Here is a 12,983-nt window from a genome sequence, read left to right as displayed (position 1 = left end):
ATAAACGATGGGGGCCGGCCGGTAGAACAGCGTTTGTCTACCGGTCGGCCCCCATCGCTTGCTTATAGCTTACAGGCCCGTGTACTGGAAGGGTGTAATGGCCCGTAGTTCGTTCCTGACCGAGTCCGATACGGCCAGTTCGTCGATAAACTGCCAGATCGTTTGCTTGGTAATTTTCTCGTTCGTGCGGGTGAGGGCTTTCAGCGCTTCGTAGGGTTGCGGGTAGCCTTCGCGACGCAGCACGGTCTGGATGCCTTCGGCCACAACCGCCCAGTTATCATCGAGGTCGGCCTGCAGCGCGGCTTCGTTTAGCTCCAGCTTATCCAGTCCTTTCAGCAGCGATTTCAGCGCAATGACCGAATGCGCAAACGGTACACCCAGGCTCCGCAAAACGGTCGAGTCGGTCAGGTCGCGCTGAAGTCGGGAAATGGGCAGCTTGGCCGACAGGTGCTCCAGCAGGGCATTGGCAATACCCAGGTTACCTTCCGAGTTTTCGAAATCGATGGGGTTCACCTTGTGGGGCATGGCCGACGAGCCAACTTCACCCTCTTTCAGCTTCTGTTTGAAGTAGTTCATCGATACGTACGTCCAGATGTCGCGGTCGAGATCGATCAGGATCGTGTTGAGCCGCTTGTACGCATCCAGCGTAGCCGCCAGCATGTCGTAATGCTCAATCTGGGTCGTAAACTGACTGCGGACCATACCCAGACTTTTGACGAAGGAGTCGCCGAACTCTTTCCAGTTCTCGTTCGGATAGGCTACAGCATGGGCGTTGAAATTACCCGTAGCACCGCCGAACTTGGCCGCCGTCGGGATAGCCGCCAGCAGGAGCAGCTGCTTTTCGATTCGCTCTACAAACACGCTCAGTTCTTTGCCCAGACGCGTTGGGGAGGCTGGTTGCCCGTGTGTGCGGGCCAGCATAGGAATATGGGCCCACTGGTCGGCCAGCTGTTGCAACCGCATGTATACCTGCCGATACAGGGGCGTTATCTCGGTGTCCATGGCCTCGGACAGCGACAGCGGAATAGCCGTATTGTTCACGTCCTGGGAAGTTAGACCGAAGTGAATGAACTCCAGATACGGCTCAACGGGCGACCCTTTCAGCTTCTCCTTGATGAAGTATTCAACGGCTTTAACGTCGTGGTTAGTGGTTTTCTCGATGTCTTTGATCCGTTGCGCATCGGCCTCGGTAAACTGCTCGTACAAAGCCCGCAAAGCCGGAAAATGGGTCGCGTTGACCGCCGACAGTTGCGGAACGGGCCATTCGCAGAGAGCGATAAAGTACTCGACTTCGATACGAATCCGGTAACGAATCAGGCCAAACTCCGAGAAATAGGGGGCCAGTGATTCGACCTGACGCCGGTAGCGGCCATCAACGGGCGATATGGCCGTAAGTGCAGATAAATCCATACAATTAGGTAAAACGCAAAGGTACAAACGGGCGGGTCAACCAGCGGCATGCCCGGTAGACTTTGCCGTTGGCTGACCCGCCCGTCTTATTTTTTCAGAATGGATTCAGGTAAACCCCAATACCGATCCATGAGGTCTGCTGCTGCTCGAACTGGCTGTAGGGTCGGAAGCCCGAGTAGCCTTCGAGCAAAAACGTCAGGTTATTCTGCGTACGACCCACTTCTACGCCCACCCCGCCGTGAATACCCGGCCTGAAATCGGTCTGTTGCCAGAACTTGACATCGACGCCACCGACCAGCCGGGCCAGCCGCTCAGACGGCTTTTTGTAGTACGCACCCAGTTGCGCGCTGAGCCGCTCCCGCTCGCTGGTCTTGCGTAGCCCGATGCCCAGACCGCCGTAGAGCCGCCAGTTCTGTACCATCCGGCTGTAGGTCGCATCGACGACTTCGTAATTCACCGAATTGGGCGAAGGGGCCGTGATCCGATTGCGGTAGATGTAATCGTCGCCCAAATGTGACGACAGATGATAGAACCGGAACCGGTAGTTGTTTGCACCCCGCCGTACGTTATAGATGATGCTGATCTTGTAATCGTTGTTCATGAGTTGCCGGCGCTGACGGCCTTTGTCGGCATCCCAGTATACTTCAAACTGGGTAAACGACGCCAGATCCAGCACAACTTCCTCTGACCGGCCCGGCTCGGTAGTACGCCGGTAGAATGGCTTCGCAAACCCGAACGCAAACGGAACAATGCTGCCTTTGTACCGACTCCCCTCCGTATAATAAGCGGGCAGTACGGAGCCATAGGTCTGCGCTTCGAGCGGGTCGAGCAGGATGGGGTCGAACAGATGACCTTTGGGCAAAAACTCATGTTTGGGTCGGCTCAGTCGGGGTTGCTCGGCATTGGCTGGCGCGGGAGTTACCGCCAGGCTGTCCGTTACCGGCGCAGTAGCTTTCCGGCGTTCGCGTTTGGGCCGGGCGGGCCGGGCTGCGGGTGGCGCTGGCTCAGCGGGCGTCACTACGACCGGGGCTGGCGGTGGCGTTACTACCGCCGGGGCAGGCTCGGGAGCTGGCGTTACGGCTGGTGCAGCCTCTTTCCGGCGTTGTTCCCGCCGTTCGCGCCGACTGGGTTCAGCGGGTTTTGGCGCTGGAGCTGGGGCCGGAGCTACGGTCTGCGCATCAGCGCCCGTTTTGACAGGCTCAGCTGGCTTGGGTTTTTCGGCGGGCGGTGCCGGACGGTCTTTTTCGGCTTTTTTTGCCTGTCGCTGCCGTTCTTTTTCGGCCTGTCGGGCTTCGTACTCGCGTTGTTTCTGCAGCCACTCGGCCCGGACCTGACGTTCGCGCTGAACTTCCCGTTCAATTTTTTCTTTTTGTCGTTGCTCGGCTGGCGTCAACGTTCGGGGGGCTGGCTGCTGAGCCAATACCAGCGATCCGGTCAGGCAGGTTAGCAAAAGAGGCAATAAAGCGTGTTTCATGTTACTGCTTCAACTCCGCGTAGTTTTTGTAGAAGTACGGAATGGTTTCGATGCCTTTATAAAAATTAAACAGGCCGTAGCTTTCGTTGGGTGAATGGAGCGCATCGGTATCCAGACCAAATCCCATCAGAATAGATTTTATACCCAGTTCCCGCTCAAACAGGGCTACGATCGGAATACTGCCGCCCCCCCGCGTTGGAATCGGTTTCTTCCCCCAGGCGTCTTCGAAAGCCCGGCTCGCGGCTTCGAATTCGACCGAGTCGACGGGGGTCACGTAGGGCAGCCCGCCATGATGAGGCATCACCTTTACCGTCACGCCCGCCGGTGCAATGGCGGTAAAATGCCGGGTGAATAAATCCGTAATCTCCTCGGGCGTCTGGTTCGGAACGAGCCGCATGCTGATCTTGGCCGAGGCTTTGGAAGGCAGCACCGTTTTGGCGCCTTCGCCCGTATAGCCGCCCCAGATGCCGTTGGCATCGAGCGTAGGGCGTATGCTGGTCCGTTCGTTGGTCGAGTAGCCGCTTTCGCCCATCACGTCGCTGATCCCTAAATCCTGCTTGTACTCGTCCAGGCTGAACGGTGCTTTAGCCAGCTCGGCCCGTTCGGCTTCGCTCAGATCAACCACCTTGTCATAAAAACCAGGTATGGTAATGCGGCCCTGATCGTCATGCAGACTCGCGATCATTTTAGCCAGTACGTTGATCGGGTTGGCTACCCCTCCCCCGTATACACCCGAGTGCAGGTCGCGGTTAGCGCCCGTCACCTCGACCTCTACGTACGATAAACCGCGCAGTCCGGTTTCGAGCGATGGCGTTTCGTTGGAGATGATGCTTGTATCGGAGATCAGGATTACGTCGGCTTTGAGCAGTTCCCGGTTTCCGGCCACGAAAGTGCCGAGGTGGTCGGAACCGACTTCCTCTTCGCCCTCGATCATCACTTTTACGTTGCAGGGCAGCCCATCGGTAGCCAGCATGGCTTCCAGCGCCTTGATGTGCATATAAAACTGCCCTTTATCATCGCAGGCACCCCGGGCATAAATCCGTTCGTTACGAATAGTCGGCTCGAAAGGGGGCGTTTTCCATAGTTCGTACGGATCGGCTGGCTGCACGTCGTAATGCCCATATACCAGCACCGTTGGGCGGGCCGGATCGACTAGTTTCTGCGCAAAAACAATGGGGTGGCCCGCAGTTTCGTGCAGTTGGGCATCGTCCAGCCCGGCTGCGGTCAGCTTATCGCGAACAAATTCGGCCGCCCGGCGAACGTCCTTTTTGAAAGAAGAGTCGGCCGATACCGACGGGATACGTAGTAACTCGAGCAGTTCATCCAGGAATCGCTGCTTATTTTCGGCAAGGAAGTCTGTTAGCATAGGTCTTGTCTGGGTCTGGTACGATACGGCATCGGTGGTTCATCGGGTAGCGGGTTACGCCTGGCCAGCCGGGTTTGATGCGATGCGCCAGTTGATTCGGTTAGCTATAAAATCGCCCCGAAGTTACGCAGTTTTCGCGCAACGACGGGGCGTCGATGAATGCAGTAAATAGCTTTATTGCGGATCGCGTTTTTTACGCAGGCGAATCAGTACCGTTCGGTTTTCCTGGCCGCGCAGGAGCCGGGCAATATTCTTCTGGTGCGTCAGAACGACCATCAGAAAGATAACAAACCCGAATACGATCAGCAGCGGGCTTTCTTTCTGCCCGAAAATGCGGAGCAGCAGCAGCACCGGAAACGCCAGCGCGGCCAGGATCGACCCCAGCGATACGTACTGCGACGCAATAACCACCAGCAGAAAAATACCGATGCAGACAGCCGCCATTTCGGGATGAATGGCCAGGATCATACCCAGCAGGGTAGCTACGCCTTTGCCCCCCTTGAATCCGGCAAACACCGGATAGAGGTGGCCGATTACGGCTACCAGACCAAAAACCAGTTCAAACGTCAGAATTTCGCGAAACGTGATCACGTCCAGATACCAGAGCAGCATAGACAGCATAGCTGCCGTATAGCCTTTCAGCACGTCAACCAGCATGACAATGGTTCCGGCCCGTTTGCCGAGTACCCGAAACGTATTGGTAGCCCCGGCATTACCACTTCCTTTGGTGCGGATATCGATACCGAAAAAACCCTGACCATACCAGACGGCCGTTGGGATCGAGCCGAGCAGATAAGCCAGAAGCACTGTCAAACAGATGAGAAAAACGTTCATTGAAAGGATGTAAGTGAGACGTTATCGATATCGTTAGCTACGTAAGGAGGTTGTAACCAACAGCAGGAACCCCAAAACTACACGTAAATAACTAATCAGTCAAATTGACTACCCTATTGAACAACTTGACTAATGAATAAATTTCCAGATCATCCTATTTTCCGCCCACAACTACCTCACTCAGATGCGTATCCGTTAGATAAAGGTTTGCCATCTGTACAATATCCTCCGCCGAAACGGCCCGCAGGTTTTGAATATAAGTGGTCAGGAAGTCGGCTGGCAGATCGTCGAGCAGAATCACTTTGTACCGATCCGCAATCTCGAACGGCGTGTTGAGCGATCCTACAAACTCACCCGCCATGAAGTTCTTGACGGTCTCGAGTTCGTCGGGCGGTACCGGCTCGGTTTGTAAGATCCGAATTTCCTTCCGGATTTCGTCCAGGGTCTGCTGCGTATTTTCTTTGTTGACGTCGGTTCCGATCAGGAAATACCCATCCCGCCGGAACGAGGGCATGTTCGACGAGATGCCATAGGTAAAGCCTTTTTCTTCGCGGATGTTTTTCATCAGCCGCGAGCCGAAATAACCACCCAGGATTTCGTTGGTGACCAGCATCCGGAAAAAATCCGGGTGCGACCGCGTGAACAGCCGCCGACCAACCCGGATAGACGACTGTATGCTGTCAGGTTTCTCGGCCAGCGTCGCCAGCCCGTCGGCTCTAACGGTCTCAACGGGGGCTATGGGCGCTGCGCCCGTCTGGATAGGTACCTTTCCCAGTTCCCGGTTGATGAGCGCTACGTCGAGCTCGGAAACCTGACCCGCTACCAGGATCTGGAATGGGCGGTTATGCAGGGCACGCTGGTAGAAGTCAACAACCTGTTGCCGGGTCAGCGCTTCGATCTGGTCGGGCTGCTGGCTGCGGCCGTAGGGGTGATCGATGCCAAACAGCTTCTGCCGAAACAACACGCTGGCCAGATACGCATTTTTCTCGTAGTTGACCCGCAGGTTCTGCAAGGTTATATTCCGCAGATCGTCGAACTCTTTTTCCGGAAACGTCGGCTCTGTCAGCAGCTCACGCAGCAGGGGCAGTACGTCTGGCAGGAATTTGGTCAGGCAGTAAACGACTACGCTAGACCGGTCGGGACCACTGCTAAGCTCCAGAAAAGCGCCGTACCGGTCGAAGTACTCGCTGATCTGGGCCGACGAGCGGGTGCGCGTTCCTTCTGACAGCATTTTAACGGCGAAGAAGGCCGTAGCCGGTACCTGCTCGTACCACGTTCCCGCATCGAAAATGCACTCCAGTCGCAAAACGGGCTGATGATCTACATCTATCCGGTGCAGCCTTACGGTATTGTCCAGCGTATGGGTTTTGACGGCCGGGAGCCGTACTTCATGAATGGCCTGAAAAGCCGGTGACTGCGTTCTGTCTACCATGGTGTCAGAATAGCAAAAGAGTGAATGAGCAACGGGGCCAACCTGGCTACCCGTTTTGCTCATTCACTCTTTTGCGGTTATTCGTTAATAATCTTCGCTGGTGGTTTCGTCGTCGCTGAACAGGCGGTTGGCGCTGTTGAAGTTGAACAGTAACGAGATCCGGAAGGTGTTGGTCAATGGGCTCGGGCTGCTCTGGCTCACGGGAAGCAGATATGAGAAGTCGACGCCAAAGCGCTGCTGCAATTTCAGGCCTAAGCCCGTTGTAATGTATTTGCGGCCACCTTTCAGGTTCGATTCATTGAAAAAGCCACCCCGTACCGCAAATTGTTCGTTATACCAGTACTCGACCCCGGTCGAGATGGTAAACTCTTTTAACTCTTCACTGAACCCGCCCGGCGCGTCAGCAAACGAACCGAATACGGACTGGAAATAGCCTTTGTTCGCATTCAGGTTTACCGGACGCCCGCCTACCAGCTGTACATTCGGCGTAGGCACCATCAGTTTGTTGACGTCGACGACAAAATTAAACTTGTTGTACTGGTCGACATGGAATGTCAGGTTCGTTCCCAGGCGCAGGTTGGTCGGGATAAAGTAGCGCTCGTTGCCGCCGTAGTTAATCCGCCCCCCCAGGTTGGAGATCATGGCCCCAAATGCCCAGCCGATGCCTTTGCCGGTTGCGTCGTCCCGCACTTCGTTCTGGTAATAGGCACCGATGTCGGCCGCGGCCGTAGCACCCGGTTTCAGGCCCTGCAACGAGCTGCCAGCTGCCAGGTTCGAGTTTAGGTACTTGAGGTTTACGGCCAGCGAAAAATTCTGCGAAAGCCGCTGTCCGAACGAAGCCGTTACCGCATACTCACGCGAGTTAAAGGTACCGGCCGCCACACCCGTTGCGGTAGTAAAGTCGACCGTACCAAGGTCGAAATAAAGCAGAGAACCGCCAATCACCGAGTTTTTACCCACTTTAGAGTAGCCGCTCAGGTTGGTATAGTACATGTCGCCAATCAGATCGCGCAGCCAGGGCGTATACGAAATGGTAGCGCCTTTATCCTGTTTGGCAAAAACGAGTTTGGCAGGATTCCAGAAAATGGAGTTGGCATCGGGATCGCTGAGCGCTACCCCGGCTTCACCGAGCGCCCCCGATCGGGCATCGGGCGTAAAATTCAGAAAAGGGACAGACGAGGTGGGAACTTGAAGCTGCTGGCCGTTTAGTATTGGAATGGTATTCTGCGCTGAACTAACGAAGGGAAGAAAGCTGCAAACGCCGAGAAAAACACGGGAAAAATTGAGTTTCATACTACAAGTTGTTGGTCAACGACAGCAACTGATTGGGGGAAGTGTGGCAGTCCTGTGCGGTCAAAATTACGATGAATCGTTGGATAAGAAAAAAACAGATAATCCCCTCTCTGGTAAATTACTTGGTTAATACCACTCGCCCGGTACCGGTTGCTGTTGTGCCATCTGTGGCGGCTCGTACCTGAATCCGAACCACATAGATTCCGTTGGGTAGCGACGCACCGCTGTTCGACTGACCGTTCCAGGTACCGGCTTCTACCCGCCCGGGACAGTCGGTGCACTGGCCCGTCTGCTGGGTTAACAGGTGTCCGTTCAGATCATAGATGCTCAGTGTCCAGTCCAGCGGCTCGCCGGCGCGGTCGTGATCAGCCGTTAGCAGCGTTTGTGTTGTTACCGGGTTCGGACTGATCCGGATTTCGCGGAGGGTCAGACCCGGTCGTTCGGAAACTACTAAGGTCAACGTGCCCTCGGTTGAATTATTGTTGATATCCCAGGCTTTGACCCGCAGCCCGTAGGTTCCGGGCAATACGCCCCTGAACGTATGAACAACCTCTCCCTGCAGCCCGTCGGTGCCTGTAGCCACGTATTCACTGTTCAGGACAACCGGACTGTTATCACCCAGTACCGCCGTCAGATCGTGCCCCAGACCTGATCGGGCAATATTTATGCCCTTGTTGTCCTGTAGACTGATGCGCACCTGTATATCCGGCCCTGTCGCCTGCCAGCTCTCGCCCTGCCGCAGCCCGCCCACAACCGCCAAGGTAAGGCTGGGCGGTTGATTATCAACACCATCAGCAATAATACTGCCACCTATGCGCAGATTCTCATAACTTCCGGTCGCATCGAATATACTGTCAGCGCGAACGGCATACATATACAGTTTGGCCTGGCCAACCGTATAGTCGATATCTTTGGGCACGGTGAACCGCACGGTAAATCGCCCCTGCTGCACAGCCACCTGCCCCGAAAATACCGGATTCGTATACGCCCGGTAACTCATTTTAGGACTACCGGCTTCCTGCCCCAGGGTAGTGAGCAGGGCCGCCTTATCGAACAGGGTTAGCCGGGTTGTACCGGTAAAGTCGGCCACCCGCTGCCCATTCAGTCGAATTTCGCCGGTTAATTCAACCGTTTCCAGAGCCCGTAAGGTGTCAAAGCGGGCGTTGGTCAGTGGTTTGCCATTTACAGCGGTTAGTGTTGCCTGAGCCTGCGGATAAGCCAGTCGCATCGATGGATCGCCCAGCAAAGCAAAGTTTCGGTTGATTGCCCCCGCCAGACTCGCGTTCTTGGTAAGCCGCATAACGTCGCCTAAGCGGGGCATCTGCCCATTTATGGGGGTAAAAACGGTATTGTAAAACGCCTGATTCAGCAGCAGGTTCGTATTTGAATAGACGGGCCGGGTCGTGGTCAACAGTCCGATGGCCCCACCCACCCGACTGAGCAACGACAGTTCGGCACCCGAATTCACGCTGGGATCATCGTACCGACCAAACTGACACGTAGCGGTTACCCACAGGGGCAGTCGCCGGTTGCGCCACCCCTGAATATCGGAGAGCGTAACGACCTTTTCATCGGCCAGAGTCAGTATATCGCCGTGACCGCTGTAGTTGATAATGAGCCGACCATCGGCCATGGCCCGGCTTATGTGCTGGTTTACCACGGGAGCCCGCTGCCCGTCGGGGGTAACGGTCTGCTGATAGTTATCCAGATAAATACGTTCGGGCCTGAACGCGGGGGCTACCCGTTCAATCTGGGTGGCCAGTAGTTCGCCGTCGTTCTGGTGCAGGTTGTAATCGCCATCATCGGCAATAAGCATAACCCGGGTTTGCCAGTCGCCAACCAGCGATCGGTCCGTTGCGTACCGAATCAACTTGTCAACAACCGTCTGGGCTTCCTGAACTGACTTGACCGGTAGCCGGCCAATGCCTACGTCGAGCAAATGGTCTGCCGAGTCGAGTTCTCCCTGCCGGGGCTCTTCCCACTCGCCCTCCGCGTCGTCCATGAACCCGTAGTAATCATCGGACGAGTAACTCAGTACCGGATGCAACGACTCGCGGCTTTCGTAGACCGGAACCATATTGGCCTGCGCGGCCGGACTAGCGGCTTTGTTTATGTTCCGATAGTCGAAGGTAGCGTCGCCGAACAGCAGGAGGTACTTTAACCGCCCCGGCTGTTGCTGGTAAAAATGTCGAACGGCATCGCGGATCGCCGTCGGGTCGGGTTGTCCTGAGCCAAATTCGTTATAAACTTCCTGCGTTGTGGCAACCAGAACCGATAATCGGTCGTTCTGCCGCCGGAATTCGGCCAGTCGGTCGGCCTGATCGCGCCAGGCCGCCGGGCTGATAATGAGAAGATCCGGAGCTGGCTGCACGCGCAGGTTCTGATTGGCTACAGGCACTACTGAGACAGGCGCCAGTAGCTGCGCATCCGTAAACAGAAAGTAGTCGGCGGGCTGCGCGGCCCGCCAGGTAGCTGTCTGGGTAGCAGACAGGGTGTACAGCTGACTGGTGGGCGCCAGCGGCTGCGACACATCCCAGACCCGGAGCCCTGCACTGGCCTGCTGCACCGCCACCGAACCAGCCGGAAGCCGCCGTACCCACAGAGGCTGTTCGTACTGCCGGAGTTCGCGCCGGGCTTCAACCGCCAGAAAGTCCAGATACCCCTGCCCCGAGTTGTCCCGGTTGTTGCGGAAAGTCATGCTTACCCTGACGGTGTTGTCTGTACTCGCCAGTCGGGTCAGAAACGTGTCGGCACGAACAATGCCCTGGTAGTCGTATTCGAAGCCCGACACATCGGGAATCGGGATAGTACCCACCAGCTGGCTGTTCACCTGAATCCGAAACAGCCTTGTCGATGTATCGCGCGACATAGCCGATGCCCGCACCCGAATGGCCGACGAAGCAAGCAGGCCGGGCATGGCAAACGCTACGGTTCGGGTCGTATCGGTACTCAGAAAATCGCCCAGCCACGCCCGGCCCGAGCGCACCGACTGAACTTTGCGCAGTTCGGGTTCATAGTACTGATAGTCAGCGAAGGCAGTAACGGTTGGGGCGGCTGGTGACCCGGCCGAACGTTCGCTGATGCGCCGGCCCGGCCCCGACCCGATGTTCACGAAATAAAACGTTGTATCGCTGTAGGGGTTGATCTGATGCACGAACCGCCCTCCCGTCGTGTCGTACCGGATAGTATGCGGGCTCTGGCCGAAAAACAGAAGCGCATCACCCGCATCGAACCGGCCATCGGCCTCGCCCGTTACGAGCACGGCGTTTTCGACCAGATCTACCGCCCGAGGAGCCGAGTTGGCCTGCGGCAGGGGTGCTCCTCCGTTCCCGTATAATCGGAGGTTACGCGGATTCGCCGTAGCAAAGGCGGGATTCAGCCGTACCAGGGTTTCCTGGTTCAGACGGTACACGCCCGATTGGGTTACGCCAATTTTGAGCCAGTTTCCTTGCTGTAATACCGACTGCGCCCGCAGGCCAGGCACCGTAGCGATCAGCACCAGTCCAGCCAATAGCCAGGCCTGCCCCGACCCGATCAGCTGGTTCAGGGGGACACCACGATACACAGTGCTGCCACTATGTATCCATTTCAACAACCGCATGAGCCAGAATGGCATATGATCGACCGGAGGATAGTTCTTTACAAACGACGCGGGTCCGGCGCATCGTGCCACGCTGATAGGTCTTTTTTGCAAACAGAAACAGGCTTCCCTCCGGTACGTCGCGTAGCAGGCGGGTGTTTGGGGCACTACCCGATGGCGCGGGCTGATCGTACCGACGGAGGGCCGCCATCAGTACGGGACTGGCGTAGGTGGTAGCTGCCGGCCGGCTCATATACTGCTGTAACGGAAGGAGCACATCGGCCGGAAAAACCGCCTGGTGCAGAAAAGGCTGCATGAGCCGCTGAAAAGCTTGTTGCCAGGCTGTTCCGTGGGGTACCACCCGCCGTTTATGGGTCTGGCTGACCACCGCATGAGCCACTTCGTGCACGTACGTGATCAGGAAAGCGTAAGGGTTGAGGTTGGCGTTGACCGTAATCTGCATACGGCCATCGGGCCAGCGCCGAAAATCGCCCAGTTTAGTCCGGCGTGGCTTGGTGACCCGAAACGCGAAGCCGTATTGCTGCTGCAACTGCCGACAGGGCAGAGCGGCTGTAGCTGGTAGGTGATGGGCAAACAGATCAGACACGTATACAGTAAAAAAGCCCTATAAAAATAGGGCTTTTTTACTGTATACTCGAAAGCGACTGGCTTATTTCGCGCTATCAGCAGCAGCAGCAGCAGCGGTGTCGGTAACGGCCGTAGCAGCCGAATCCGTAGCCATCGTGGTGGTGTCGGTCGACATGGTAGCTGTTGAATCTACAGCAGCTTCTTCCGTCTTAGGTTTGCTCTGGCAGGCAGCGAAGGTCAGCATGCTGCCGACAAACAGGAGTGCGAATACTTTTTTCATTTGTACTTTGGTGGTCTTTAATGGTTTCAGCCGCAAATATACTTTTTTTTAGTAAGATGCAAATAAATACCCGTCCTTTTAATGTGATACGCCACTGACCTTTGAAAAATCCTGTGTTGGGTAAAACAAAAGAAAGAAATAGAATATCGAATATATAGACTTTAAATACAACTTTTCCTATTTCACCGGTCTCGACCGAATCCGATCGTACATACCGGTGCTCCGGAAGGTAAGCAGTTTGTGACCAAAGTAATTAGCCATGAAGCTAAGCCCCATGCCCACCACGTGCGAGGCCTTTTCACGGGCAAAAGGAGACAGATTGGGGAAGAAGGGGTTGGCAATATACGACAGGGTAAACTTGGAAACGCCTACCTGCACAGCCAGTGCCACCAGGGCGATGATAAAGAACTTGATAGCCTCGCGACCCGTATTCCCTGTTTTACCAGCCGAAAAAGCGAACCGCTTGGTCGGGATGAAACTAACAACGGTAGCCGTCAGATAGCCCAGAAACACACTGGTACCGAACTCGAAGTAATTCCGATAGAATATCTGGGACAGAAAGTTAACGGACGCACCCAGCAGAGCCGTTAGAAAGAACGAGAAGAAACTTCGGGAGACCTTGTATTTGGGCTGTTGTATACTACTCACGTTCACGGGCTTGCCAGTAGAAGCCAGCGTTGGTTTTAGCTTCTGCGGCAAAAATAGACAAATAAGGATGTAGTCGCT

The 12,983-nt window shown here is 55.7% G+C and carries 10 protein-coding genes; all 10 read right to left on the bottom strand.

Annotated features, from left to right (window positions below; all coding sequences use genetic code 11):
• Positions 1 to 69: 69 nt before the first annotated feature.
• Entirely contained in the window at positions 70 to 1,410 is a 1,341-nt protein-coding gene (gene purB / locus EQG79_RS20025; RefSeq protein WP_077919379.1) for an adenylosuccinate lyase, read from the bottom strand.
• A gap of 94 nt (positions 1,411 to 1,504) precedes the next feature.
• Positions 1,505 to 2,884 (bottom strand): DUF1207 domain-containing protein, encoded by a 1,380-nt coding sequence (locus EQG79_RS20020; protein WP_129603439.1) that lies wholly within the window; start codon positions 2,882 to 2,884, stop codon positions 1,505 to 1,507.
• Between the two features lies 1 nt (position 2,885).
• Positions 2,886 to 4,250 carry a dipeptidase gene (locus EQG79_RS20015; protein WP_129603437.1) on the bottom strand — a complete coding sequence of 455 codons (1,365 nt, stop codon included), beginning with the start codon at positions 4,248 to 4,250 and terminating at the stop codon, positions 2,886 to 2,888.
• A gap of 174 nt (positions 4,251 to 4,424) precedes the next feature.
• Positions 4,425 to 5,084, bottom strand: a complete 660-nt coding sequence (gene plsY, locus EQG79_RS20010) for a glycerol-3-phosphate 1-O-acyltransferase PlsY (protein ID WP_077919382.1) — start codon at positions 5,082 to 5,084, stop codon at positions 4,425 to 4,427.
• A gap of 154 nt (positions 5,085 to 5,238) precedes the next feature.
• Positions 5,239 to 6,516 carry a M16 family metallopeptidase gene (locus tag EQG79_RS20005; RefSeq protein WP_129603435.1) on the bottom strand — a complete coding sequence of 426 codons (1,278 nt, stop codon included), beginning with the start codon at positions 6,514 to 6,516 and terminating at the stop codon, positions 5,239 to 5,241.
• Positions 6,517 to 6,600: 84 nt separating this feature from the next.
• A complete protein-coding gene (porV, locus tag EQG79_RS20000; protein ID WP_077919383.1) occupies positions 6,601 to 7,809 on the bottom strand; it encodes a type IX secretion system outer membrane channel protein PorV in 1,209 nt (402 codons plus the stop codon).
• A gap of 118 nt (positions 7,810 to 7,927) precedes the next feature.
• Positions 7,928 to 11,425 (bottom strand): type IX secretion system sortase PorU, encoded by a 3,498-nt coding sequence (gene porU, locus EQG79_RS19995; protein ID WP_240699402.1) that lies wholly within the window; start codon positions 11,423 to 11,425, stop codon positions 7,928 to 7,930.
• Complete coding sequence (locus EQG79_RS19990) at positions 11,385 to 11,996, bottom strand: sprT domain-containing protein (RefSeq protein ID WP_077919385.1); 612 nt, start codon at positions 11,994 to 11,996, stop codon at positions 11,385 to 11,387. Before EQG79_RS19990 ends, porU begins: the two co-directional genes overlap by 41 nt.
• Positions 11,997 to 12,059: 63 nt before the next feature.
• On the bottom strand, positions 12,060 to 12,257 hold the full coding sequence (locus EQG79_RS19985) for a hypothetical protein (RefSeq protein ID WP_077919386.1): 198 nt from the start codon (positions 12,255 to 12,257) through the stop codon (positions 12,060 to 12,062).
• A gap of 177 nt (positions 12,258 to 12,434) precedes the next feature.
• Positions 12,435 to 12,911 (bottom strand): GtrA family protein, encoded by a 477-nt coding sequence (locus EQG79_RS19980; RefSeq protein WP_077919387.1) that lies wholly within the window; start codon positions 12,909 to 12,911, stop codon positions 12,435 to 12,437.
• Positions 12,912 to 12,983: the final 72 nt, after the last annotated feature.

The sequence above is a fragment of the Spirosoma sordidisoli genome, assembly GCF_004138325.1.
Taxonomy (GTDB): Bacteria; Bacteroidota; Bacteroidia; order Cytophagales; family Spirosomataceae; genus Spirosoma; species Spirosoma sordidisoli.
The sequence above is the reverse complement of the archived record's forward strand: the minus strand, read 5'-3'. Positions and strand labels throughout refer to the sequence as shown.

Bases quoted from the DNA above. Each gene is read 5' to 3' on its own strand.
- purB (WP_077919379.1), bottom strand. From the start codon at position 1,410: ATGGATTTATCTGCACTTACGGCCATATCGCCCGTTGATGGCCGCTAC.
- EQG79_RS20020 (WP_129603439.1), bottom strand. From the start codon at position 2,884: ATGAAACACGCTTTATTGCCTCTTTTGCTAACCTGCCTGACCGGATCG.
- EQG79_RS20015 (WP_129603437.1), bottom strand. From the start codon at position 4,250: ATGCTAACAGACTTCCTTGCCGAAAATAAGCAGCGATTCCTGGATGAA.
- plsY (WP_077919382.1), bottom strand. From the start codon at position 5,084: ATGAACGTTTTTCTCATCTGTTTGACAGTGCTTCTGGCTTATCTGCTC.
- EQG79_RS20005 (WP_129603435.1), bottom strand. From the start codon at position 6,516: ATGGTAGACAGAACGCAGTCACCGGCTTTTCAGGCCATTCATGAAGTA.
- porV (WP_077919383.1), bottom strand. From the start codon at position 7,809: ATGAAACTCAATTTTTCCCGTGTTTTTCTCGGCGTTTGCAGCTTTCTT.
- porU (WP_240699402.1), bottom strand. From the start codon at position 11,425: ATGCCATTCTGGCTCATGCGGTTGTTGAAATGGATACATAGTGGCAGC.
- EQG79_RS19985 (WP_077919386.1), bottom strand. From the start codon at position 12,257: ATGAAAAAAGTATTCGCACTCCTGTTTGTCGGCAGCATGCTGACCTTC.